General features: G+C 58.1%; 20 protein-coding genes and 1 other RNA gene. 8 read left to right on the top strand and 13 right to left on the bottom strand.

The genetic code is table 11. The annotated features are described in order from the left end of the window. Positions 1-67: 67 nt before the first annotated feature. On the bottom strand, positions 68-2,539 hold the full coding sequence (locus QRN85_RS14370; protein ID WP_113099457.1) for an ATP-dependent helicase: 2,472 nt from the start codon (positions 2,537-2,539) through the stop codon (positions 68-70). A gap of 94 nt (positions 2,540-2,633) precedes the next feature. Continuing rightward, the gene (locus tag QRN85_RS14365; protein WP_113169187.1) at positions 2,634-3,047 is read right to left on the bottom strand and encodes a carboxymuconolactone decarboxylase family protein; all 414 of its coding nucleotides are present in this window, start codon (positions 3,045-3,047) and stop codon (positions 2,634-2,636) included. A 247-nt stretch (positions 3,048-3,294) separates the two neighbouring features. Here QRN85_RS14365 and QRN85_RS14360 point away from each other — a divergent pair, with 247 nt between their 5' ends. From QRN85_RS14360 to QRN85_RS14345, 4 genes are all read left to right on the top strand, one after another. Next, entirely contained in the window at positions 3,295-4,446 is a 1,152-nt protein-coding gene (locus tag QRN85_RS14360) for an efflux RND transporter periplasmic adaptor subunit (RefSeq protein WP_113093835.1), read from the top strand. Further along, complete coding sequence (locus tag QRN85_RS14355; RefSeq protein WP_284758978.1) at positions 4,443-7,595, top strand: efflux RND transporter permease subunit; 3,153 nt, start codon at positions 4,443-4,445, stop codon at positions 7,593-7,595. The genes QRN85_RS14360 and QRN85_RS14355 overlap by 4 nt, the downstream gene beginning before the upstream one ends. 120 nt (positions 7,596-7,715) lie before the next feature. Continuing rightward, entirely contained in the window at positions 7,716-9,134 is a 1,419-nt protein-coding gene (locus tag QRN85_RS14350) for an FAD-binding oxidoreductase (RefSeq protein ID WP_284758977.1), read from the top strand. Positions 9,135-9,221: 87 nt separating this feature from the next. Next, positions 9,222-12,884, top strand: a complete 3,663-nt coding sequence (locus tag QRN85_RS14345; RefSeq protein ID WP_284758974.1) for an AsmA family protein — start codon at positions 9,222-9,224, stop codon at positions 12,882-12,884. A gap of 205 nt (positions 12,885-13,089) precedes the next feature. Here QRN85_RS14345 and QRN85_RS14340 read toward each other — a convergent pair whose 3' ends face one another. The 9 genes from QRN85_RS14340 to QRN85_RS14300 form a co-directional block, all read right to left on the bottom strand. After that, positions 13,090-13,575, bottom strand: a complete 486-nt coding sequence (locus QRN85_RS14340) for a dienelactone hydrolase family protein (protein ID WP_284758973.1) — start codon at positions 13,573-13,575, stop codon at positions 13,090-13,092. A 115-nt stretch (positions 13,576-13,690) separates the two neighbouring features. Next, positions 13,691-13,903: a ribbon-helix-helix domain-containing protein gene (locus QRN85_RS14335; protein ID WP_062585405.1), complete on the bottom strand. Its 213-nt coding sequence runs from the start codon at positions 13,901-13,903 to the stop codon at positions 13,691-13,693. A 236-nt stretch (positions 13,904-14,139) separates the two neighbouring features. Further along, positions 14,140-15,696 (bottom strand): Do family serine endopeptidase, encoded by a 1,557-nt coding sequence (locus tag QRN85_RS14330; RefSeq protein WP_284758971.1) that lies wholly within the window; start codon positions 15,694-15,696, stop codon positions 14,140-14,142. Positions 15,697-15,860: 164 nt separating this feature from the next. Then, the gene (locus tag QRN85_RS14325) at positions 15,861-16,190 is read right to left on the bottom strand and encodes a DHCW motif cupin fold protein (RefSeq protein ID WP_062585680.1); all 330 of its coding nucleotides are present in this window, start codon (positions 16,188-16,190) and stop codon (positions 15,861-15,863) included. A 133-nt stretch (positions 16,191-16,323) separates the two neighbouring features. Then, positions 16,324-17,280 carry a protease modulator HflC gene (hflC, locus tag QRN85_RS14320; protein WP_284758968.1) on the bottom strand — a complete coding sequence of 319 codons (957 nt, stop codon included), beginning with the start codon at positions 17,278-17,280 and terminating at the stop codon, positions 16,324-16,326. Between the two features lies 1 nt (position 17,281). Next, positions 17,282-18,412, bottom strand: coding sequence for an FtsH protease activity modulator HflK (gene hflK, locus QRN85_RS14315; RefSeq protein WP_062585412.1), 1,131 nt, complete (start codon positions 18,410-18,412; stop codon positions 17,282-17,284). Between the two features lie 157 nt (positions 18,413-18,569). Next, entirely contained in the window at positions 18,570-19,085 is a 516-nt protein-coding gene (locus QRN85_RS14310; protein WP_284758965.1) for a dihydrofolate reductase, read from the bottom strand. Continuing rightward, complete coding sequence (locus QRN85_RS14305; protein WP_113093844.1) at positions 19,082-19,876, bottom strand: thymidylate synthase; 795 nt, start codon at positions 19,874-19,876, stop codon at positions 19,082-19,084. Before QRN85_RS14305 ends, QRN85_RS14310 begins: the two co-directional genes overlap by 4 nt. A gap of 88 nt (positions 19,877-19,964) precedes the next feature. Next, positions 19,965-20,273: a DUF2853 family protein gene (locus QRN85_RS14300; RefSeq protein ID WP_284758963.1), complete on the bottom strand. Its 309-nt coding sequence runs from the start codon at positions 20,271-20,273 to the stop codon at positions 19,965-19,967. A 116-nt stretch (positions 20,274-20,389) separates the two neighbouring features. On the opposite strand from QRN85_RS14300, the gene ssrA reads away from it, so the two are divergent. The 3 genes from ssrA (at position 20,390) to QRN85_RS14285 (ending at position 21,629) form a co-directional block, all read left to right on the top strand. Then, positions 20,390-20,761: a transfer-messenger RNA gene (gene ssrA, locus QRN85_RS14295) on the top strand. Between the two features lie 129 nt (positions 20,762-20,890). Then, on the top strand, positions 20,891-21,397 hold the full coding sequence (locus tag QRN85_RS14290) for an SspB family protein (protein ID WP_062585420.1): 507 nt from the start codon (positions 20,891-20,893) through the stop codon (positions 21,395-21,397). Positions 21,398-21,431: 34 nt separating this feature from the next. After that, positions 21,432-21,629, top strand: coding sequence for a DUF4169 family protein (locus QRN85_RS14285; protein WP_113099459.1), 198 nt, complete (start codon positions 21,432-21,434; stop codon positions 21,627-21,629). Positions 21,630-21,897: 268 nt separating this feature from the next. Here QRN85_RS14285 and QRN85_RS14280 read toward each other — a convergent pair whose 3' ends face one another. Together QRN85_RS14280 and serB are read right to left on the bottom strand one after the other, a co-directional pair. Then, positions 21,898-22,455: a GNAT family N-acetyltransferase gene (locus QRN85_RS14280; protein ID WP_113093847.1), complete on the bottom strand. Its 558-nt coding sequence runs from the start codon at positions 22,453-22,455 to the stop codon at positions 21,898-21,900. Continuing rightward, positions 22,452-23,342 carry a phosphoserine phosphatase SerB gene (serB, locus tag QRN85_RS14275; RefSeq protein ID WP_284758959.1) on the bottom strand — a complete coding sequence of 297 codons (891 nt, stop codon included), beginning with the start codon at positions 23,340-23,342 and terminating at the stop codon, positions 22,452-22,454. The genes QRN85_RS14280 and serB overlap by 4 nt, the downstream gene beginning before the upstream one ends. Between serB and miaA the strand changes: the two genes are divergently transcribed. After that, entirely contained in the window at positions 23,341-24,237 is an 897-nt protein-coding gene (gene miaA / locus QRN85_RS14270; protein ID WP_284758956.1) for a tRNA (adenosine(37)-N6)-dimethylallyltransferase MiaA, read from the top strand. The genes serB and miaA overlap by 2 nt on opposite strands. Positions 24,238-24,291 lie beyond the last annotated feature (54 nt).

Raw genomic sequence — 24,291 nt, 5'->3', positions numbered from 1 at the left:
ACTAGGAAACATCAAGTTGTATCGGCAAAATATTTCCCGCAATGTGTTGCACTGGAGAAACGGTTGTTCAGCCGACGGGCTCGACAAATCCATCCAGGACTTTTTTCTGACCGGCACGATCAAAGTCGATGGTCAGCTTGTTGCCTTCAACGCTTGCCACATTGCCGTTCCCGAATTTGATATGGAAGACGCGGTCGCCGATATTGTATTTGGAAGGCGTATCGGCAACAGACTTCGCAACCAGTTCACCATCGATGGTGCGGGTCTTTGGTCCGCTTTCTCCATAACCAATCCGCTCGACCGAATGTCCCGATCGCGTACCCCAATTGTCGCGTGTGGCGTCTGATTTGTTGGCCTGGGCGCGCTTCCACCCCGGGGTGGAATAGGTGTTGGTGAAAGGGTCGGCCTTGTCGAAACGGGATTGGCCATAACCGCCGCGCCCGCCATAGCCACCATAATTGCTTTCCGAAGCCGACACTTCGACGTGGGAAGGCGGCAACTCATCGAGGAAGCGGGAGGGCAGGGTGGATTGCCACAGGCCGTGGATACGGCGGTTGGAGACGAACCAGATGTGGCACCGGCGTTTTGCGCGGGTAATGCCGACATAGGCAAGGCGGCGTTCTTCTTCCAGCCCGGAGCGACCGCCCTCATCAAGCGAGCGTTGATGGGGAAACAGGCCTTCCTCCCAGCCGGGAAGAAATACGGTTTCGAACTCCAGTCCTTTTGCCGAGTGCAGTGTCATGATCGAAACCGCATCCAGCTCTTCGTTCTGTTCGGCGTCCATCACCAGCGCGACATGTTCCAGAAAGCCGCGCATGCTTTCAAAGGACTCCATGGAGCGTACGAGTTCCTTGAGGTTTTCCAGACGGCCCGGTGCTTCGGCGGATTTGTCGGCCTGCCACATGGCGGTATAGCCGCTTTCGTCAAGAATCTGCTCGGCCAGCACCGTATGTTCGGTGTTCTCCAGCAAGTTCTGCCAGCGCCGGAAATCCTGCACCACATCAAACAGTGCCTTGCGTGCTTTAGGCTTCAACTCGTCCGTTTCAACGATGTCGGCTGCGGCTGCGAGCATGGGAATGTCGCGCGCACGTGCGTAATCATGCAGGTTGCGAACCGTCGTGTCACCAAGGCCGCGCTTGGGCGTATTGACGATCCGCTCAAAGGCCAGATCGTCCGCCGGTTGGCAGACAAGACGAAAATAGGCCATGGCATCGCGTATTTCGAGCCGCTCATAGAATCGCGGTCCGCCAATGACGCGGTAGTTCAGGCCAAGTGTGACGAAGCGATCTTCGAACTCACGCATCTGGAAAGACGCGCGCACGAGAATGGCCATGTTGTTGAGCGGATGCTTGATCCGCTGCAACTGCTCGATTTCTTCACCGACGGCGCGGGCTTCCTCTTCCGAATCCCAGGCTGCGTGAACGACGACCTTCTCGTCATTCGGATCGACACGGTCGGTAAACAGCGTCTTGCCGAGACGACCTTCATTATGGGCGATCAGGTGGCCAGCAGCGCCGAGAATATGCTCGGTGGAGCGATAATTGCGCTCCAGCTTGATGACTTTCGCGCCCGGGAAATCCTTGTCGAACCGCAGGATGTTATCGACCTCGGCTCCACGCCAGCCATAGATCGACTGGTCGTCATCGCCAACGCAGCAGACATTTTGCGGCTCGCCCTTGGGGCGCTGTGCCAGAAGCCGCAGCCACATATATTGGCAGGTATTGGTGTCCTGATACTCGTCCACCAGAATATAGCGGAACTTCTGGTGATACTCCTTGAGAATATCCGGGTGCTTGCGGAAAATGGTGATCGGGTGCAGCAACAGGTCGCCGAAGTCGCAGGCATTCAGCGTCTTCAGACGTGCCTGATAGGCGGCATAGAGCTCGCGCCCCTTGCCATTGGCAAAGGCACGGCTGTCGCCTTCTGGAATTTCGGATGGGGTGAGCCCCTTGTTCTTCCAGCCATCAATCATTCCGGCGAACTGCTTGGCGGGCCAGCGTTTGTCATCCAGACCTTCCGCCTGGATCAGCTGCTTTATCAGTCGCACCACGTCGTCCATGTCGAGAATGGTGAAATCCGACTTCAGTCCCATCAACTCGGCGTGCCTGCGCAACAGCTTGACACCGATGGAGTGGAACGTGCCGAGCCATGGCATTCCTTCAACCGCACCGCCCACGAGAACGCCGATACGTTCCTTCATTTCGCGAGCGGCTTTATTGGTGAAGGTCACAGCCAGGATCTGGCTGGGATAGACGCGACCGGTTGCAAGAATATGAGCGATACGGGTGGTCAGTACGCGCGTCTTGCCGGTTCCGGCACCGGCCAGAACAAGGACGGGACCTTCAAGTGTCTCGACGGCTTCGCGCTGCTCGGGGTTCAGCCCGGCCAAATAATCAGGCGCAGAACGAGACTGGTCGCGTGCCGCCATCGCACGCGCGGCAATGCCCAGGCCGCCCTCAGCGGGAGGGGCAACCGGCTGGCGGCGAGGCTCGGAAGGTTCCTCATCGAAGAACGGCATATCGTCGAAACTGTTACTCATGCGGCCCAATGTAGTGATTCGGGGCAGAAAGGCCAGAACCGTGTTCTGCTTTTATTCCGGTATTAACCGTCAAAACGCCTATTCCAAGGCATTTCTATGCTGACTTGTCATCCGCACTGAAAGCGGCATCGACGGGAAGTTGCAGCGCTGTGGCGAGCTGGTTGGTCTTGCCGGCCAGCGCAATGACCCGCATCAGGTCGGCATGTTGTTCACCCGTCATGCCCTTGGCCTTTGCCGCAGCCGTATGTGAATGGGCGCAATAGGAGCAGACATTGGTCACCGACACGGCAATATAGATCATCTCCTTGACCAGCGGGTCCAATGCGGATGGTGTCGCCATGACGCTTTTGACCTCTGCCCACGTCTTCTCCAGAAGGTCGGGATCAAAGGCGAGATAGAGCCACATATTGTTGATGAAATCGGATTTTCTGGTGGCACGAATGTCGTCGAAAACTCCCTTGACGCGTGGGTCTGCTTCCGGATTGTCCGGCTTTGCAACGGTGCTCATGATTGCTCCTCCTCGGCCTGTCTCTCGAGACTGGATCATAAGCGGATCATGCTGGCAACAGTCTCGCGTGAGGCTGATGTGACATTATGTTTGCCGGTTTTTAGAAAAACGTCGCAAATTACAAATATGTAAGAAACGGATTTGTGCGTTGCGTTCTTCTAGCTCGGCTAACATACTGCCGGCCAATCCATAAAGCGGCTGTATCTTACTTTAACGCAGCCGTTGCGCTGTTCATTCGGAGATGTGTATGCAGGTTTGGAAGCAGGTTGGTGTCAGTCTTGCTATTGTGGGCGCAGGTGCCTGTCTGTGGGCTTATAACTCACAGGATGGTAGAACTCTGCTTGCAAAAGCCGGTCTCATCAGCGCCGAAAAGCCAGCAGTTGCCGCATCTGGAGCAGGCGCAGCGGCGCCGCGCGGCGGGCAGGGCGGTGGCCGAGGCAACAGCGCAACGCTGGTTTCCCTCGCAAACGTCAAATCCGGCACCGTCAACGACCGCATGAACGCCATTGGCAACGGTGAGGCGATCCAGTCCGTGGTGGTCACGCCGCAGGCCTCGGGCCTTATTTCGGAAATCCTCGTCTCATCCGGTCAAACCGTAAAGAAGGGCGATGTGCTTGCGCGGCTGGATGACGATGAACAGGTCATCGAGCGAGAAAAGGCGCAGGTTGCGCTCAAAAGTGCCGTCGAGAAATCGACCTCCTACAGAAATCTGAGGTCTGTCGCGCGTCTCGACGTTCTGGACGCGCAGATTGCCGAGGAATCTGCAAAGCTTGCGCTCAGCACGGCAGAACTCAATCTCAAGCGCCGTGATATCGTGGCTCCCATTGATGGCATTGCCGGCATTGTCGCAATCAACATTGGCGATAACGCGACAACGCAGACCAGCATCGTCAGCATTGACGATCGCTCGAAGATCCTTGTGAATTTCTGGGCGCCGGAGCGTTTCACCACCGCCATCAAGCTTGGAATGCCAGTCGAAGCGACGTCGATCTCGCGTCCGGGCGAAACATTCAGCGGCAAGGTCGAGGCAGTCGATAACCGCGTGGACGAGGCGAGCCGAACCGTCCGCGTCCGGGCTGTCTTCGACAACGCCAATGACGAGTTGCGCGCGGGCATGTCCTTTGCCGTGACCATGGCTTTCACAGGCGAAAATTACCCTTCTGTCGATCCCCTGGCGGTACAGTGGGATGCCGAGGGCTCCTATGTCTGGCGCGTCAAGGATGATAAATCCCACAAGGTGCGCGTTCAGGTGGTTCAGCGCAATCCGGACTCCGTGCTCGTCAAGGCCGAACTTGCGCAAGGCGAGCCTGTCGTGATCGAAGGCCTGCAGCGCGTGCGCGAAGGCGGTGCCGTTCGCACGGCGGGCCAGCAGAAGACGCCAGAGGTTGCCAGCCGATGACAGCACAGACACCTCCTGCCGGTAACGATTCAAAGCTGGCCTTTACCGCTCTTTTCGTGCGTCGTCCCATTCTGGCCGCGGTCATCAATACGCTTCTGGTCGTTGCCGGTCTGGCAGCCCTTGTTGGCGTTGATGTGCGTGAATTGCCTGACGTCGACCGGCCCGTCATCACCGTTCGCACCACCTATGACGGTGCATCGCCGCAAACCATTGACCAGGAAGTAACCCAGACTATCGAGGGTGCCGTCGCGCGCGTCAGCGGCGTCAAGTCCATATCCTCGGCATCGCAATTCGGCACCAGCCGCGTGACGATGGAATTTAATGACAGCGTCGACATCGCGGTTGCCTCGAACGATGTGAGAGACGCGATTGGCCGTATCACCAACCAGATGCCCGACGATGCGGATGAACCGCAGATCATCAAGGCCGACTCCGATAGCCAGCCCATCATGCGTCTTGCTGTCACCTCGTCCAGCCTCAGCATGGAAGACCTGACCAAGCTGGTTGACGATGAGGTGATCGACCGTCTGGCTGCTGTGGATGGCGTTGCCGATGTGGAACTCTACGGCGATCAGGAAAAGGTGTTCCGCATCGATCTCGATCAGGGTGCTCTGGCAAGCCGTGGCCTGACGGTAACGGATGTTTCCAATGCGCTGTCGACTGCCGCGCTCGATGTTCCCGCAGGGTCGCTCAAAAGCTCGACGCAGGACATCGTAGTGCGTGCCACCGCCAATCTGACGACGCCTGCCGAGTTTGAAAACCTCATCGTTAAGGACCGTGTGCGTCTGCGCGATGTTGCCAGTGTCATGCTCGGTGCCAATGACGAGACCACGTCACTGCGCTCCAACGGCGTGCAGGGCGTGGGTCTTGGTGTTATCCGTCAGGCGCAATCCAACACACTCAACATTTCGACGGGCGTGAAGGCAGCCGTTGCTGCGATGGTGCCGAACCTGCCCGAAAACACCCGCATCGTTATTACCAGCGATGATGCGGTGTTCATCGAGGGCGCGTTGCATGAGGTCGAGCTTGCGCTTGGTCTTTCGGCGCTCATCGTCGTCGTGGTTCTCTATCTTTTCTTCCGCGATTGGCGTGCCACACTCATTCCGGCCATCACCATGCCGGTTGCGCTCATCGGCACTATCGTGGCCATCTATATGGTCGGTTTCTCGGTCAATATTCTCACGCTGCTTGCCATCGTTCTTGCCACCGGTCTGGTGGTGGACGATGCCATCGTGGTTCTGGAAAACATCGTGCGCCGCCGCTCCGAGGGCATGGGCCCGCGCGCCGCCGCCGTTCTGGGCACGCAGGAGGTTTTCTTCGCGGTCATCGCAACGACGGCCACGCTTGCTGCTGTGTTTATCCCTCTTTCTTTCCTTCCCGGCCAGCTGGGCGGCCTGTTCCGCGAATTCGGCTTCGTGCTCGCATTTGCCGTGGGACTGTCTTCCATTGTGGCGCTCACGCTCTGTCCGATGCTGGCATCGCGTATGCTCAAGAACGCTACCAAGGAACAGACGGGGCCTCTTGCCTGGCTCGGCAATGTTTTCGCATCCACCTACAAATCGACCCTTTCCGCCTGTCTCAATAACCCGTTGATCGTGGTCATGGTCGCGCTGGTCTTCGCGGGCATGTCATGGATCGCTTTCGGCATGGTTCAGAACGAGCTGACACCGCGCGAAGATCGGTCCTCCGTCATGATGCGCGTGACCGCACCTCAGGGCGTCAGTCTGGAATATACGCGCGATCAGCTGCAGCGCATTGAGGAAAACCTGCAGCCGCTGCGCGACAGCGGAGAGATCCAGAATATTTATTCCATTACTGGAATGAACGGTTCTTCCAATACCGGTTTCGTGGTGCTGACCCTGGCACCCTGGGCTGATCGCGAACGCACGCAGAACCAGATTGCGCAGGATATCAACGCCGCCGCGCAGACGGTGCCCGGTCTTCGCGCCACGGCATCGCAGCCCAACAGCCTGCGCATCCGCGGGGCAGGCAATGGCCTCAGCATGGCGATGATCGGCTCCAACTATGAGGCACTGACCGAGTCCACGCAAAAACTGCTGCTTGCGATGGAGGAAAGCGGGATGTTCGATACGCCCCGCTTCGACAACGAGCCCAATCAGGCGCAACTGTCTGTCTCCATCAACCGTGAACGCGCATCCGACCTTGGCATCGACATTACGGGCCTCTCCCAGGCCATGCAGTCGCTGCTGGAAGGACGCTCCGTTTTGGATGTCTTTGTCGATGGTGACGCCGTGCCCGTCAGGCTCCTGTCTTCGACGCGGCCAATCAACGATCCGACCGATCTTGAGAATATCTTTCTGAAAGCGAAAGATGGACGCATGGTGCCGATGTCCGTCATCGCTACTTTGAAAGAGACCGCCGTCGCACCGCAGCTCAACCGCGAACAACAATTGCCATCGGTCGGCTTTACGGCAAACCTTAGGGAAGGTGTTTCGCTCGGCGATGCTGTTGCCAAGGTAGACGAGCTTGCGTCGTCTATCATGCCAGCCGGTGCGCGTCTTCTGCCGCTGGGCGAAGCTGCGACATTGCAGGAAAATTCAAGCGGGATGCTGCTGACCTTCGGCTTTGCGATTGCCATCATCTTTCTCGTGCTTGCGGCCCAGTTCGAGAGTGTGCTGAGTTCCGTCATCATCATGTCTACCGTGCCGCTGGGGCTCGCCTGCGCTGTCATTGCACTGCTGGCAACCGGATCTAGCCTCAACGTGTATAGTCAGATCGGACTTGTGCTTCTGGTGGGCGTGATGGCCAAGAACGGCATTCTCATCGTGGAATTTGCCAACCATCTGCGCGATCAGGGAGCCACGGTGCGCGAAGCCATCGAAAAGGCCTGCACCATCCGTCTTCGCCCTGTCATGATGACGATGATCGCCACGATCCTGGGCGGTGTGCCGCTGGTCATGGCGCAGGGTGCGGGTGCGGAAGCACGTATTGCGCTCGGCTGGGTAATCGTCGGTGGCCTTGGCTTTGCAACGCTGGTCACGCTCTACATCACGCCGGTCTCCTACCTGCTAATTGCCCGCTTTGCCAAGCCGCAAGCGGATGCCGAAGTCCGGTTGCATCGCGAGCTGGAAACCGCCATTCGCCGCCGCGCGATCGAAGAAGACAAGCCACTGCTGGCAGCGGAATAAGGCTGCAGCGCGAAAAAGCAGTCATCCGCAGGAATGCTGGACAAACACAGTCTGCTGTCACATACCAACCGGGCTTGCCGTAAAAGGTGAGTCCGGTTTTGCATTGCGTGGGAGAAATACATGGCGTTGAAGGATGTGATCGCGGGCCCAAGAAACGAGGCGGGCATTCTGGCCGTGTTGGACCTGTTGCGCTTGCAGCTCGGCGAAAAGCTCCAGACCGGACAGTCCTTTCGTGAGCAGCACGCGCACACCACGACCTATCTCACCACGCAGCTGCCCGATGGCGTCGTGTTTGCCGAAAGCTCCGATGACGTCAAAACCGTTGTCAAAGCCTGCGCGCAACACAAGGTGCCCATTATTCCCTTCGGTGTCGGCTCCTCGCTCGAGGGGCAGGTCAATGCGCCCAGCGGCGGCATTTCCATTGATTTTACGCGGATGAACCGCATCCTCTCCGTCAATGCCGAAGATCTGGATGTGACGGTTGAGCCGGGTGTGACGCGTGAGCAGCTGAACACCTATCTGCGCGATACCGGCCTATTCTTCCCGATAGATCCCGGCGCCAATGCATCCATCGGCGGCATGGCGGCAACCCGCGCTTCGGGCACCAATGCGGTACGCTACGGCACCATGAAGGATAATGTGCTGGCGCTGACAGTCGTGACGGCCAGGGGCGAGGAAATCCTGACCGGACGGCGGGCACGCAAATCTTCCGCCGGCTATGATCTGACGCGGCTTTTCGTCGGCTCGGAAGGCACGCTTGGCGTCATCACGTCTGTCACGCTGCGGCTTCAGGGTATACCTGAGAAAATCACAGGCGGCGTGTGCACCTTCGATACGATAAAGCAGGCATGTGACGCGGTGATCATGACCGTGCAGATGGGCGTTCCGGTTGCGCGGATAGAATTGCTCGATGAGGTTCAGATCAGGGCTTGCAACGCCTATTCCGGTCTTGCCTATGAGGAAAAGCCGACGCTGTTTCTGGAATTTCACGGCACTGAGGAAACGACGGCGCTGCAATCCCGGCAGTTTGCCGAGATCGTGGAGGAATGCGGTGGCGGCGAGTTCCGCTGGACGGGCGACGCCCAGGAACGAGCAAAGTTGTGGAAGGCGCGCCACGATGCCTATTGGGCATCCAAGGCGCTTGCACCGCATCTCGACGCGCTTTCGACCGATGTCTGCGTGCCGATTTCGCGCTTTGCGGAGTGCGTGACGGAAACGCAGCAGGACATTATCGACAACAGGATGCTGGCCCCCATCGTCGGCCATGCGGGTGACGGGAACTTCCACGTGCTTGTCTTGTTTGATGGCAAGGACGCCCGCAGCGTGGCCGATACCGAAGCCTTTGTGGCGAGGTTGAACAGGCGGGCCATTTCTATGGATGGAACCTGTACGGGTGAGCATGGCATTGGACAGGGCAAGATGAGCTTTCTCGCAGAGGAGGCGGGCAATGCCCTGGATGTGATGATTGCCATCAAGCGGTCACTCGATCCCGATAACATCTTTAATCCAGGCAAGCTTTTTCGCTTTGATCCGGTGTGACCAGTCGGGCTAAAAAGGCGGAAATGGTGCTTGCTCTGGCAGCAAAAAGAGTTAGTTTTCATCGTTAGTTAAGGGAGACGTCGGGTCGTGCTCGGACGCATATTGGTATTTCTGGGCGGACTGCTGGTCGTGGCGTTGTTTGCGGCGCTTCTCATCCCCTATTTCATCGACTGGACCGACTTTCGCCGCGATTTCGAGGATCAGGCCAGCCGTATTCTTGGCAAGAAGGTCGTCGTGCATGGCCGGGTTGAAGCAAGGCTTCTGCCGTTTCCTTCCGTTACGTTGCATGATGTGCGCGCGGGAATGGATGCCGATGGCTCGCCGCAAATTCAGGTCGCCCGCTTTTCCATGGATGCGGAACTGGCGCCGTTTCTTTCCGGCGAGGCGCGGATCTTTGACATGCGTATCGAAGAGCCGAAGGCCCGCATTCGTCTGTTGAAGGACGGTACGCTGGACTGGACGCGTGGCAGCCGTGCGGTCATTCCTGCAAAAACAGTCGTTCTTGAAAATGTCAGCATCGCAGGCGGGCAGATCGATTTCATTGACGAGCAGTCTGGCCGCAATCGCGTGGTGACCGGGCTGAACGCAGAGATGTCTGCCAAGTCTCTGGCGGGCCCATGGCGGGCCGAGGGCAGGGCGGCGGTTGATGGTCATGCAGGCTCGTTTTCGCTTTCCAGCGGTGAACCTGATCCCACAGTCGGGCGCATGGGACTTCGCCTGCGTATGCTGCCGGATGAACACCCTGTCGAAATCGATCTCGACGGGGCCATCGCCGCTACCGAAGGACGCCCCGTCTATAGCGGCTCCTTCACCTTCAATTTCCGTCAGGACGAAAAGCAGAAGCAGCAGACGGCCCAATCCAATTTCTCCGCACCACGCACGCGCGGCAGTTTTGAGCTGACGAACGGGCGAGTTCGTGTTCCCAGCTATCGCATGGAACTTGGCGGCGTCGAGAACCCCTATATCATCACCGGCGAGGCAACCCTCGATACCGGGACGGCTCCTGAATTTCTGCTGACCGCCGATGGCCAGCAGATTGATTTCAATCGCTTTGCGCCCGCGCCGGTGCAGACCGGCAAGACATCGCGCGTGCCCACCGTTCCGGTTCGCCAGCGCATTGAAGCCTTTGCGAGCCTGATTGCCCGTATTCCAGTGCCGCAGGTTCCGGGCAAAGCCAGTATCCGCCTTCCGGCCCTTGTTTCCGACGACACGACAATCCGCGATATCAGGCTCGATGTGCGCCCCAACGGTGCCGGTTGGCAGGTTGAGAACGCCGTTGCCGTGCTTCCCGGTCGTACCCAGCTGGAGGCCAAGGGCGCATTGACGCTGACGGGCGGCCCGGCTTTCAACGGTGATCTTCTGGTTGCCTCCAATCAGCCATCGGGCCTTGCCAACTGGTTGTCGGGGACGGTTGACCCGGCCATCCGGCAGCTGAATGCCGCAGGCTTTTCCTCGACAGTTTCGCTGACGACCAAAAGCCAGCGCTTCGAAAATCTTGAGCTTGCCATCGGCCCGGCCTCGCTTCGCGGCCGCCTTGCACGGCAGGCGGAAGAAAAGGGTGCCAGCATCGACATCGACCTGTCCGGCGATGAAATCGATCTCGATGCGCTGCGGGCGCTTGGCGGACTGGTGCTGGGCGATCAGGTTGGCAGCAGCGTGCTCGACCATCGCATCACCGCCAAGTTCAAGGCCGACCGCTTCAACATGGCTGGTGTAACCGCCAATCGTGTCGATACCGCCTTCTCCATGGCCAATGGCGTGGTTACGCTCGATAGCCTGACGGCGGGCGACATTGCCGGTGCCGAGCTGCGGGCAAAGGGCCAGTTGAAGGGTACAGTTCAGGATTTTGCAGGCAAGGGCACCTTCAATCTCCACGCTGTCGACATGCAGCCGCTTCTTGATCTGTTGAAGCAGAAATTGCCGCACCACCCGCTCATCGACCGGCTGGTGCGCAGCGCGCCCTGGTACGCGAATTCCGATATTGCCGTTGACCTTTCTGTCGACAAGAACAACGGCGGGGCCAATGCGGCCGTATCCGGCACCATCAATGGCAGCCGCGTGTCTGCCGTTGCCAAGATGCCGGATGTGCTTTCCGACTCGGACGACACGGCGCTCACTCTCGAAGCCGTTCTGAAGAACCAATCCACTGCCATCCTTTTCGGTCAGGCCGGGCTTGATCCTCTCCCCTTCGATGCCGATGGAGAGGGCCTTCTGTCGGTCAAGCTGAACGGCACGCTCGGATCGCCCGTGTCGACGGACTTCCGGTTTTCAACGGAAAGAACGCATTTTTCCGCCAATGGCAGCTTTTCGCTGGCGTCCGAAAGCTTTGGACAGGGCAGCGCCGATGTTGCGCTCGAGAGCGCCGATATCGAGCCCTATCTCATCATGAATGCCGTCGGGCTGCCGCAGCTGGGCGGTGGCATGTCGACAAAGGTCAACGGCAAGCTTTCGGTCGACAAGGACAAGGCGACGGTGTCGGCGCTTGCTGGCCAGGCTGGCGGCAATGGCTTTTCCGGCAATCTCTCTGTTTTGAGGGTAGCGCCCTACAAGGTGACCGGCGACCTTGCCTTGAATACTGTCGATCTCGCATGGCTGGGTGACACGATTTATGGTCCGGTCATCGACCCGGAATCCGGTGCTCTCAGCGCAAAGCCTGTGTCTCTTCCAGCGTTCCCGAAACTCGATGCGTCGCTCGCAATCAAGGCGGCGACGTTCCAGACCGGCACTTTTGGCGATGTTAACGGTCTGTCTTTCGTATTCAATCACGCCAACGGAACACTGTCGCTGGATGACATGACGGGCGACTGGATGGGTGGCAAGGTCTCCGGCCGCTTGTCCATGGCAACAGGCGATGGCGCGGGCATATTCCGCACGAAGATCGCCGTTTCCGGCGCAAATCCGGAAAGCGTGATGTGGAAAAGCGGCGAAACACCGGTTGCAAGCGGACGCTTCGCCATTGATCTGAGCGCGGAGGCGACCGGCAAGAGCGTTGCCGAATTGTTGTCCAACGCCGGTGGCTCCGGCCAAATCCGCATGGGCGGGCTTGTTCTGCGTGGATTGAACCAGGCCGCATTCCAGCCGTGGCTTGAGGCTGCGAATGCGCTTCAGGGCACTATCGATGCGGCCAAGATACGGCCTTTGGTCGATGCGCAGCTGTGGAAGGGCGAGGTTCCGCTGGGCGAGGTGGCGATGCCCTTCACCATCAATGACGGCAGTCTGCGTATGCAGAACGTTGCCGCAGCAACGCCTCAGCTGGCATTCGATGGCAACCTCCTGCTGGACATTGCTGACCAGACGCTGACGGGCGGCATCGAGCTTCGCTACAATGCCGGAAACGAAGAGCTTGCCGGTGCCGAGCCAACCATTACCCTGAATTACACCGGCTCACTTGCGCAGCCCGCATTGACCACCGATGTCTCGGGGCTGACCGGCTATCTCTCCCTGCGTGCCTTCGAGCGCGAACGCCGCCGCGTAGAAGCGCTTCAGGCCAGCATTGTGGAAAAGCAGCGCCTGCGCCGCGAAGTCGCGCTTTATCGCTTCGCGGCGGCTGAACGTCAGGCCGCGCTGGAGCGCCAGAAGGCTGCTGAGGAAGCGCGCAGGCAGGAGGAGGAACGCCTCCGAAATCTGGCGCAGGAGCGTCTTCAGGCGGAGAAAGCCGAGCAGGACAGACTGCAACGCCAGCAGGACAATCAAGCCAGACCGCAGACGCCAACACTGACCGTGCCACCGACAGAGGAAAACATCCGCTAGACCTGCAAGATGTCTCGCGGCTCGGTCTAGGAAGCAGAGCCTTGCTTCCCGGTCGGCCCTCAGTGTCCAAGCTTCTCCATCAGAAAACGGCCCGCGTCAGTGTAGGCGTTGCGAGCATCAACGCTGTGCGGTTTTAAAAAGAAGTCGTGCCTTGCGTCTTCGTAAAGATTGATCGAGGCAAGCGCGCCCGCATCTTTTGCGAGCGTCACAAATCGCTGTGCTTTCGGCAGAGGATAGACGCTGTCTGCGGTGCCCCACATGAGATGCAAGGGCGGTGTCTGCTTCGAGAACGAATGGTTGCTGAGGGCACACCAGCGACCAGCACCGCTGCGTCCACGGACAGTCCCTCCGATATCGCTATCGCAGCGGTCTCAGCGCCCAGCGAAATCCCGAGTAGGCCCGTCTTTGCGTGATGTTCCTGATGTCGAATGTGGTGAACGACGCCTGCGAGCCTTGCTAGCCAATCGCGCCGCCGCTTTTCATAATAGGCGATGCGGGCGCGGCTGTCTTTTGCAGCCTGGATGGACTTGAGATCGTCCTGCGATAGGAGATGGGCAAGATAGACGTCGAGACCAGCGTCCACAAGGGAGGCGGCAATTTCATCATAGGCCAGAGGTTTAAAGCCCCTACTGCCGCTGAGAATAATGACTGCTGGTCGTCCTGTTTCTTGCTTGCGGGCAAAGGCGTCCACAGGGATATGTCTGCGCCCATGTTGACGTTAATGCTTCGCGAGCATCAGCCTTTGCTGCGCAGGAAATAGGAGAGCCAGCGCAACCAGTGGCCAGGTTTTCATTATAAGTCCGCTTCTAGGATTGGCTTTTCAACCAATTTAAGACATAGACGCGCAATGCGGAAGAGAGGTTGCTGTCTTCGCTGCGGTTATCGTCGATCTCGGCGAGAAGGGCGGCAAAACTCATTTTTCGTTTTTCCGCGATGGTACGAAGTTCGTCCCAGAACGCGTCCTCAAGTGAGATGCTCGTGCGGTGACCGTGAAGTGTGGTGGAGTGCTTGCGGATCAAATTTGTGGCTTTCCAAACTGATTCAACGCGCTGCCAAGCCGATTCACATTCCGCGCGTAAGCTTATGATTTTGAAATCGTTTCATTCCGGTGGCGTGCAATAACGTCCTTTGTGGAACGGAAGTTCCGCGCTCTCGTCATCTTGTGATTGTTCTTCATGAACAGCTGTGGCGGGGCGCGCTGGATATGCCCCGCCGGGGGACAAGGCGATGTTTGAACGCCTTGCCTGTTTTGTTTCTATTCGAGAGGCACTGCAACGAAGCGCAGATTGCCCTGTGCGTCGGCTACCATCATGTGGGCATTCTTGCGCCCTGCGGATTTCAGGCCGTTTACACGCACCATCACATCGCCGGGAACCTCCATGAAGTCCTGGCCGACCTCGACGATAACGTCTCCAGCTTTCACGCCCTTCTGTTCGGCGGGTGAGCCTGCCTCGACACTGGCAACGAAAACGCCTTCGACGCTTTCGGCAATGCCCTTTTCACTGCGCAGCTCGTCCGTCAACGCAACGAGGTTCATGCCAAGCACGGTCTGGGGTGCCTCGCGCTGCTCCGGCGCCTGTTGCTGCGTCTGATCGCCGTCCTTGTCATCGGGAACGGTCATTTCGTTGCCTTCGCCATCGCCATCATCCGGCGTCGCTTCGTCACTGGTGGCACCGGGCTGCTGATCTTCTGCCGTATCCTGCAACTGGCCGAGCTTGACTTTCAGGGTCTGCTCCTTGCCGTCGCGCAACACCACAACGTCGACTTCCTTGCCGACAGGGCTTTCGGCCACGACGCGAGGAAGATCACGCATTTCCTGGATGTTCTTGCCATCGAAAGTCAAGACGACGTCGCCGGGCTGGATCGGTCCGTTCTCGACAGGGCCGCCTTTGACGACGCCGGAAATCAGCGCGCCGCGCGCCGTTTCCATGCCGAGGCTTGCGGCGATATCTTCGGTTACGGGCTGCACGCGCACGCCGAGCCAGCCGCGTCTGGTCTCGCCGAATTCGATCAGCTGCTGAACGATGTTCTGTGCAAGTTCGGTCGGAACGGAAAAACCGATACCGATCGAGCCGCCGCTTGGCGAGATGATGGCGGTATTGATGCCGATCACTTCGCCCTTCATGTTGAACAGGGGGCCACCGGAATTGCCCTTGTTGATGGCGGCATCGGTCTGGATGAAATTGTCATAGGGACCGGCATTGATATTGCGGCCCCGCGCCGAAACGACACCGACGCTCAAGGAGCCGCCTAGCCCGAACGGGTTGCCGATGGCCATGACCCAGTCCCCGATGCGCATGGCGCGAGAGTCACCGAATTTTACGGCCTTAAGCGGTGTCTTGGGCTCGACTTTCAATACGGAAAGGTCGGTTTTCGTATCCGTGCCGACCAGCTTGGCCTTGAGCTTGTTGCCGTTTGGAAAAATGACTTCGATATCGTCAGCGCCTTCGATGACGTGATTGTTGGTCACCACATAGCCTGCGGGATCAATGACGAAACCGGAACCAAGCGAACTGACCTTGCCGCCGCTTTCCGGTGTCTGGTTATCGAAGTAGTCCTTGAAGAACTCCTGGAAAGGAGAGCCCTCGGGAATGCGTGGCGGGGTGGGGCCCTTGCCCTCGGATTTCACGCTCTGCGAGGTGGAGATGTTCACCACCGCATCCAGCAGGGGCGCAGCCAGATCTGCCACGGATGCCGGACCGTTCGTTTGCGCCATTGCGCTGCCGGGAACGGTGATTGCGCCTGCTATCAAGGCAAATCCCGCCACGGCGGCAATGCCGCTGCGGAGTGGCGACAGAGTGGTAACGGGCATACAGCGTCCTCGCATCTTGCAAAACCTGGAGCTAGCTTAATAGCCAAGCATAAGGCGGAATGATGAAGTGTAAAAATACCTTTTCGTGAATAGCCGCGAATCCATTGCTCATCCACTGCAATCAAAGGCGTATATGAAAGTGGTTGCCGCGCAAGAGTTTCGCCTCAATCCACAATAAACAATTTTGCCCCCGTGGCAGTCGAGGAGCGGTGCGGTTCTGCATTGTCTGCCACCTGGTAGCTCATGCCCGCTTTTAAGAGAAATGTCCGGCCATCTTCCAACTCGGTGTGCAATTCGCCTTCAAGGCAGAGAAGAATATGACCCTTGCTGCACCAGTGATCGGCCAGATATCCGGGCGTATACTCCACCATGCGCACACGGATGTTGCCGAAGTGGCGGGTGCGCCACATGGCCTTCCCCGTTACCCCCGCATGTTCCGTTTCCTCGATTTGCGACCAGTCCGTAATGCCAAAGGCAATGTCTTGTATATTCAACGCCATCTCCGGTGTTTCTCAAGTCGATCCCTTATGGCGCGACCGGCCTGTCCTTGCCCAGCGGAAAAAGCTTCGAAACGGAAAAGGGGCCGATGTTTCCACCGGCCCCTTTCTGTTTTCTATGGTTGCGAAATCAGTTCGCAGGTGCTGCCGGTGCCGCAGGCGCGGTTGCCGGTGCTGGTGCTGGTGGCTGTGCAGACGGCTGCGTCAGCGTACCTTCGATATTGTTGAAATACCGGAAGAAGGTCGAATCTGGCGAAAGCACCAGCGTCGTGCCATTGCCGTTCAACGCGCTGGCATAAGCACCCATCGAGCGGTAGAACTCGAAGAAGCTTGGGTCGCGCTGGAAGGCTTCACCGAAGATGCGGTTGCGCTCGGCATCGCCTTCACCGCGCAGCACTTCGGACTGACGACGCGCGTCGGATTCGAACTCGACGACCTGGCGATCCGCAATGGCGCGGCGACGCTGGCCTTCTTCATTACCGCGAGCGCGGATGAGCTCGGCTTCTGCCAGACGTTCCGACTTCATGCGTTCGAAGGTCTGCTGCGAGACTTCCTGCGTGAGATCCGTTCTACGGATGCGAACGTCGACAATGCTCACACCAAGCGATTCCGCATCAGGACGCAGATCGTCACGAACTTCCTGCATCATGGACGCGCGTGCGTCAGACAGGGCCGATTCGAAGCCACGCAGACCGTAGACCCGGCGCAGAGAGGCGTCGAGGCGGGTGCGAAGACGCATTTCGGCAGACAACTGATCACCTGACACTGTCTGGCGGAAGCGGCGGGCGTCTGTAATGCGGTAGACCACGAAGGCATCGACTTCGTAGAACTTGCCGCCAGATACCTGAACGCGGATGTTGTCATGGTCAAAACGCAGAGCGCGGTTTTCGACATACTGGACACGGTCGGCGTCCATGAAGGCGAATGGCAGCTTGAAGTAGAGGCCAGGCTCGGTCTTCACATCCTGGATCTGACCGAAGCGCACAACAATTGCCTGCTGGCGCTCATTGACCACGAAGAACGAGGAATAGACGAAGAACAGGATGACGGCGAGGCCGACGAGGATAGCGGTTAGACGATTACCCATATCAGTTGCCTCCCTGCTGTGCTGCGCCGGTGTTGCCGCGCATGATTTCGTTCAGAGGCAGATACGGTACCACTCCCTGCTTTTCATCGATGATGATCTTGTTGGAGCCCTTGAGAACCTGTTCCATCGTTTCGATGAACATGCGCTCACGCGTGACTTCCGGTGCTGTGCGATACTGGTCGTAGATCGAGATGAAGCGCTGTGCTTCACCCTGTGCTTCGTTGACCACACGGCTCTTGTAAGCGCTCGCCTCTTCGACGATCTGCGCAGCCTGACCGCGTGCGGCACCGAGTTTCTGGTTGGCGTACTGGTTGGCTTCCTGAACGAAACGGTCTTCGTCCTGTTCAGCGCGCTGCACTTCGTCGAACGCATCGGCGACCTCGCGCGGCGGAGCCGCATCTTCGATCGCAACCGCATTGATGGAAATCCCGGCGCCATAGCCATCCATGGTGGCCTGGATAATGCCGCGCACGTCTGCCGCTATTGCCTGGCGGTTATCGCGGAAAATGTCCTGGGCAGGACGGCGACCGACAACCTCACGCATGGCGCTTTCGGAAACCTGCTGAAGGGTTTCGGCAGGAGCATCTACGTTGAAGAGGTAGGATTTGGGGTCGGAGACCGTGTAAAGAACGGAGAACTGAACATTGACGATATTCTGGTCGCCCGTCAGCATCACGCCGGTCGCTGCCGATGTGGATGTGGCGCGAGCGCCGATGTTCTGCTGCTGCTCTGTGACCTTGACGATCTCGACCGTCTCAATGGGCCAGAAATGGAAGTGAAGCCCCGGCATCGAAATCTCGTCCTTGGGCTTGCCAAAGCGAAGTTCCACGCCGCGTTCATCCGGCTGGACGGTATAGATGGACTGGATGCCGACAAAGGCAAGGATGACGAGAACGAGGATGGCAATGACGCCGCCGTTGAAGCCACCGGGCAAGATGTTCTTGAAGCGGTCCTGACTGCGACGGATGATCTCTTCCAGATCGGGAGGTCCGCCATTGCCTCCACCACCGCCACCGCGTGGGCGGTTCGGTCCCTGTCCCCAAGGCCCGCCTTGGTTGTTTCCACCGCCGCCGCCGCCGTTACCGCCGCCACCCCACGGGCCGCCGCCGCCATTCTGATTGCTCCAGGGCATCCATACCTCTTATGCTAAAAACTCTCCCGCTCCCTCTTGAACAGGCTTGCGCATGTCAGGCGGGAATATGGTCTAAGTTATAAGTAGGAGGAGGGTCCGTTTCAACGCGGAGGCGGTAACTTAATACCCAATCACGGTAAATAGTTCGCACAATTCACTAACGTCGGCGATATCTCGCGAATCTGACTGGAAAATCGTCCTTTTCGCCTGCCGGAGCGGCGGTTTCCGCGATTTTTTCGAAGACCTCGGGGTCGATCCGCGGAAAAAAAGTGTCGCCTTCCAGCGAAACGTCCACATGGGTGACGGAAAGTTGATCGGCAAAGGGCATGGCCTGACGGTAGATCTCGCCGCCACCTGCAACAAAAACCTCATCGACACCAAGCGTTTGTGCCAGGTGACGACCCAGATCAAGCGCGTCTTCCAGCGATGACACGACATTAACGCCATCGGGCCGATAGTCCGCGTTACGGCTGATGATAATGTGTGGCCGACCGGGGAGGGGCCGTTCCCCGACCGATAGGAACGTCTTGCGGCCCATGATCAAAGGCTTGCCCATAGTCGCCGCCTTGAAGTGCTTCAGGTCGGTGGAAAGTTTCCAGGGCATGTCGAGATCGCGCCCGATGACGCCATTTTCAGCCACAGCGGCGATGAGGATGATGCGCGGCTGCATCATACCGCAATCGGTGCCTTGATGGAGGCGTCGGCCTCGTAATTTTCCAGCGTGAAATCTTCAAACTTGAAGTCGAACAGGCTTTTGACATCGGGGTTGAGGCGCATGGTGGGCAGGGCTTTCGGCTTGCGCTGCATCTGCAACTCGGCCTGCTCGAAATGGTTGGCGTAGATATGCGCATCGCCCAGCGTATGAACGAAATCGCCCGGTTTCAGACCTGTGACCTGCGCCACCATGAGTGTCAAAAGCGCGTAGGAAGCGATATTGAAGGGTACGCCGAGGAAAATATCCGCCGAACGCTGGTAAAGCTGGCAGGACAATTTGCCGTCGGAGACATAGAACTGGAACAGGCAGTGGCAGGGCGGCAGCGCCATGTCATCCACCAGCGCGGGGTTCCAGGCCGAAACGATGTGGCGGCGCGAATTCGGGTTGGTCTTCAGGCTTTCGAGCAGAAGCGCGATCTGGTCTATGTGGCGGCCATCGGGGGCAGGCCAGGAGCGCCACTGTGCACCGTAGACCGGGCCAAGATTGCCATTCTCATCGGCCCACTCATCCCAGATAGAAACGCCATTCTCCTTGAGATAGGCAATATTGGTATCGCCCTTCAGGAACCACAGAAGCTCATGGATAATGGAGCGCAGGTGCAATTTCTTGGTGGTGAGAACCGGAAAGCCTTGCGAGAGGTCGAAACGCATCTGGTATCCGAACACGGAACGTGTGCCGGTGCCGGTGCGGTCGCCGCGATCGGTCCCCGTTTTCATCACATGTTCAAGAAGGTCCAGATATTGTTTCATCTCAGTCCGCCGCCGATTCTTCCAATGCCGTATTATAGGCCTTTGCGGCGGCGGAACCAGTGTCGGGAATAGCCTCGCCCACAGGAAATCAGAGCGTTTCGAGTTTCTCGAGATGTTTGGCAACGAGATAATAGAAGGTCACGCGCGATTTGGTGCGGTCGCCTTTCATCGCGGCAATCGTTTCTTCCATCGCCTTGTCAGCGTCCGGCCCCGTCACACCCAGCTTCTTGCCAATCCAGTTCGTCTTTACCCGCGCCAGCTCGTTTGGATCGGAGGTAGAAACCATGGCCGAATCCCGGTCGCGCAATGCAATGCCCAGGTGCTTGACGATTTTATTGACGGTCGCCTCGTCAGCGCCCGCATCATAAATTTTCACATCCGCAAGATAGTCCATCATGTCCTCTCCTCCATCTGTTGAGCAGTGTAAATAAGCCTCCACTTATAAAGGAGAATGTTTCAAGTGTGCGGCGCCGTCAAGAATTGCGCGCAACCTTTCATCGAAATGTCACGCAGCCTCTTTTCTCCTGCGTATGAAACGCCTATATGAGCCTTGCCGGGTGCAAATCCGGCTATGGCGATAAACGGTCGATGGAATAAGCCTATTGGACCCGGGGGCGGTACCCGGCGCCTCCACCAAAAACCGACGCTTCGAAGGAAGACGTCGGCTTTTGATGGGGGCGAAATAGGATCGACAAGGGTGTAAAGATCGAACTTTTGCTCGGCATGATACCGCCGTTATCGGGTCACAAGTGTAGTTGCAAATGACAACAACGCTAAGGAATACGCTCTCGCTGCCTAATGGCGGTGCGGGAATTCCGCTCTAAGTCCTTACGGTTAGCCCCGTAAGGCGGGGTTCGGAGGTACCTGGCAACAGAAACCTCCACCTTCTCTATTTCGCCGGAATTGTTTATATGATGATATGACTCGGGCAGAGCGGGGCTTTTCCGTTGCTGCGTTGTAAGACATTGCGTATACTTGGTTAAAAGACGTTCGAATAAGGAAAGACAGGACCGCATGGGGCAGGATCATATCCGTTACGACATTCTCGCACAGGATGCCCTTCGCGGCGTTATTCGCAAGGTATTGAGCGAAGTCGCGGCCACCAGCAGGCTGCCGGGTGACCATCACTTCTTCATCACGTTCCTCACCGGCGCGCCGGGCGTGCGCATTTCCCAGCATCTCAAGGCTAAGTATGCCGAGCAGATGACCATCGTTATCCAGCACCAGTTCTGGGACATGAAGGTCACTGAAACACAGTTCGAGATCGGTCTGTCCTTCTCCGACACGCCGGAAAAGCTGGTCATCCCGTTCAATGCGATTCGCGGCTTCTACGATCCGTCGGTCAATTTCGAACTGGAATTCGATGTGCCGATGGCCGAAGAGGAAGAAGTCGTAGAGGCGGAAATCACCGCTTACCCCGTTCCTTCGGAAAACAAGACAGCTTCTTCCGAAGAAAAGCCGGACGAAGAAAAGAAGGCCGGTTCGGTCGTTTCACTGGATGCCTTCCGCAAGAACAAGTGATGTTTCTGCAGGCTGGCGCGAACAGGAGATGGTCTTGACGGGCGATGTCGTAAATCTGCGCCAGTTTCGCAAACAGAAAGCGCGTTCCGAAAAAGAAAAGCAGGCGGAGCAAAACCGCCTGACATTCGGTCGCACAAAGGCCGAGAAAAACCTCACCTCTGCCTTGAATGAAAAGGCCGAGCGTTCGCTGGATCAGGGCAAACTTGAGAAGGGCGAGGGAGACGACGCTTAGCGCCCGTTGACGTGGCCGATGGCGAGTTATCTCTTAAAAAAAACACAACGCCGGCGCAACCGGAGTGTCGGATCACACCGGTCTTTGTGGTTCGTTATGTAGTTTGGCCTGAATTGAGCCGATATGTTGTTGTGATGCTGTTGCCATCTCGAGCGTCCCATACCCTCAAGCAACCTCCGCCCTCTTCGTTTTTTTGTTGGAAAACAACGCATTGCGCAGAGGCGATGCTGTGAATATCAGGGTCGAACCGAGGCAACGGCGTTGTCGCTCAATTCCCCTTCCACCGCTCCATGGTCAGCGCGTAGGTCACATGCTGCTTGAGGTGCGCTTGGGTATCCGGCACGCGCGGGTGCTGGAAGTCGCGGGCGGCGTCGCGGATGAGGCCGATGCGTTTCATTACGGCAATGGAGCGAAGATTGTCTTGGACTGCGAAAGACACGATTTCGGGCAGCTTCTTTTCATCGAACGCCATCGATAGCAGCGCTTTTGCCGCTTCCGTGACATATCCTTGGCCCCAATAGCGCGTGGCCAGCCGCCAGCCGATTTCCATCGTCCCAGCCGGAAAAATTCCTTCGAGATTGGCGGGTGCTATCCCGCAGAATCCGAGGGGTTCTCCCGTCTCGCGTAGCTCCATGGCATAAAATCCATAGCCGGAAGCATGGATCATGTCGTTGACGCGCTCCATGGTGGCATCCGATTCGGCATGGCTGCGCGTATGGGGAAAGAATTCCATCACGTCAGGATCGGCATTGACCTCTCGAAACAGATCGCGGTCGCTGTCCTTCCAATCCCGCAGGATCAGCCTTTGCGTTCCACTGATAATCATGCGCTGACGAAGTCGGACTTTCGGTAACCCTGAAGGTAGAGAAGGGCGGTCAGATCGCTGTGATCGATGCGGATTTTTGCCTCTGCAGCGACCGCGGGCTTGGCGTGAAGCGCCACGCCTGCGCCTGCCAGATGCAACATGCCAAGGTCGTTTGCGCCATCGCCCACAGCCATCGCGTCTTGTGGCGAGATGCCAAGCCGTTTTGCAATGTCGTTGAGAGCATCGACCTTGGCCTGCTTGCCGAGAATCGGTTCAGCTACGGTGCCATCAAGCAGCCCGTCCTTTTCACCAAGAATGTTGGCGCGGTTTTCGTCGAAGTTCAACATTGCAGCGATGCGGCTGGTGAAGACGGTGAAGCCGCCGGAAACGAGCGCGGTATAATGCCCCTTCGCCTTCATGGTGGCGATGAGTTCCATGCCGCCGGGGGTGAGCGTAATGCGCTTTTCGATCACCTCATCCACCACCGAAATCGGCAGACCCTTCAACAGCGCCACACGCTCACGAAGTGCAGGCTCAAAATCGATCTCACCGTTCATCGCTCTTGCCGTGATGGCAGAGACCTTTTCCTTCAGCCCCACCTCTGCCGCCAGTTCATCGATGCATTCCTGGCCGATCATGGTAGAATCCATGTCTGCAATCAGAATTTTCTTGCGACGTGCATCCTGCTCCTGAATGGCCATGTCGATGGGCAGATCGCCAATGGTTTGGCGCAAAATCCCCTCGGCCTCGGCCGCCTGCGTCCCGTCGCGCAGCACCACATCGCAGGCGATGCCATCTGCCAGCCAATAAGGCCCGGATGCCTTCAGTGCTTCCGCTGCGGCCTCCGCAAGGGTGGTAGACAGAACAGGATTTGACGGATTGGCGATAAGCGTGGCAACGAGAGCCATGATGAAAAACCTTGATGACGAATTCGATGCGACCCTGATAACCGGCCCGACGGCAAGCGGCAAGTCCGCGCTTGCGCTTCGTCTGGCGGGGGAGAGAAATGGTGTCGTCATCAACGCCGATAGTATGCAGGTTTACGATACGCTGCAGGTCTTGACCGCGCGGCCTGGCCTCGCCGAAATGGAAGGGGTGCCGCATCTGCTTTACGGTCATGTGCACCCTGCACAACCCTATTCCACAGGCGAATGGTTGCGGCAGATCACAGCTCTTCTTGAAACACTGCGCGGCGAGGGACGTCACCCCGTCATCGTCGGCGGCACCGGGCTCTACTTCAAGGCGTTGACCGGCGGCCTGTCCAACATGCCGGCGGTGCCGGGAGATATTCGCGAGCGTTACCGAACGCGTCTGCTGGAAGAAGGTGCAGAGGTGCTTCACAGCGAATTGTCGCAGCGCGACCCGCAGATGGCATCAAGCCTGAGGCTCGCGGATGGACAGCGCATCGTCAGGGCACTGGAGGTGCTGGAAGCAACCGGGCAGTCGATCAGAGATTTCCAGACGGTCAGTGGGCCTGTCATCGTGGACCCCGCACGCGCGCGCAAATATGTGGTGCTGCCGGAGCGCGCCGTGCTTCACGACCGCATCAACAGACGGTTTGCGGGTATGATGCAAAGCGGCGCGGTCGAGGAGGTCGAGGCGCTGCTGGCGCTTGATCTGCCGAGGGACGCCACCGTGATGAAGGCCATCGGCGTGACGCAGATTGCAGAGATGCTGGCAGGACGGATGAGCCAGGCGGATGTCATCGAAAAAGCTGCAGCAGCGACCCGCCAATATGCCAAGCGGCAAATGACGTGGTTCCGCAATCAGATGGGGGAAGACTGGCAAAGGCTGGTGCCTTAGCGTCCTTGCCGCCATTCCCGCCATTGGCCAGAGCACGGCAGCATCGCTCGTGCG

This window comes from Agrobacterium sp. fls2-241-TYG-188a (genome assembly GCF_030209845.1).
The sequence above is the reverse complement of the archived record's forward strand: the minus strand, read 5'-3'. Positions and strand labels throughout refer to the sequence as shown.

Excerpts from the sequence above, each read along its gene's own strand:
- QRN85_RS14370 (WP_113099457.1), bottom strand. The coding sequence starts at position 2,539 with ATGAGTAACAGTTTCGACGATATGCCGTTCTTCGATGAGGAACCTTCC.
- QRN85_RS14365 (WP_113169187.1), bottom strand. The coding sequence starts at position 3,047 with ATGAGCACCGTTGCAAAGCCGGACAATCCGGAAGCAGACCCACGCGTC.
- QRN85_RS14360 (WP_113093835.1), top strand. The coding sequence starts at position 3,295 with ATGCAGGTTTGGAAGCAGGTTGGTGTCAGTCTTGCTATTGTGGGCGCA.
- QRN85_RS14355 (WP_284758978.1), top strand. The coding sequence starts at position 4,443 with ATGACAGCACAGACACCTCCTGCCGGTAACGATTCAAAGCTGGCCTTT.
- QRN85_RS14350 (WP_284758977.1), top strand. The coding sequence starts at position 7,716 with ATGGCGTTGAAGGATGTGATCGCGGGCCCAAGAAACGAGGCGGGCATT.
- QRN85_RS14330 (WP_284758971.1), bottom strand. The coding sequence starts at position 15,696 with ATGCCCGTTACCACTCTGTCGCCACTCCGCAGCGGCATTGCCGCCGTG.
- hflC (WP_284758968.1), bottom strand. The coding sequence starts at position 17,280 with ATGGGTAATCGTCTAACCGCTATCCTCGTCGGCCTCGCCGTCATCCTG.
- hflK (WP_062585412.1), bottom strand. The coding sequence starts at position 18,412 with ATGCCCTGGAGCAATCAGAATGGCGGCGGCGGCCCGTGGGGTGGCGGC.
- QRN85_RS14310 (WP_284758965.1), bottom strand. The coding sequence starts at position 19,085 with ATGATGCAGCCGCGCATCATCCTCATCGCCGCTGTGGCTGAAAATGGC.
- QRN85_RS14305 (WP_113093844.1), bottom strand. The coding sequence starts at position 19,876 with ATGAAACAATATCTGGACCTTCTTGAACATGTGATGAAAACGGGGACC.
- QRN85_RS14300 (WP_284758963.1), bottom strand. The coding sequence starts at position 20,273 with ATGATGGACTATCTTGCGGATGTGAAAATTTATGATGCGGGCGCTGAC.
- QRN85_RS14290 (WP_062585420.1), top strand. The coding sequence starts at position 20,891 with ATGGGGCAGGATCATATCCGTTACGACATTCTCGCACAGGATGCCCTT.
- QRN85_RS14280 (WP_113093847.1), bottom strand. The coding sequence starts at position 22,455 with ATGATTATCAGTGGAACGCAAAGGCTGATCCTGCGGGATTGGAAGGAC.
- miaA (WP_284758956.1), top strand. The coding sequence starts at position 23,341 with ATGATGAAAAACCTTGATGACGAATTCGATGCGACCCTGATAACCGGC.
- serB (WP_284758959.1), bottom strand. The coding sequence starts at position 23,342 with ATGGCTCTCGTTGCCACGCTTATCGCCAATCCGTCAAATCCTGTTCTG.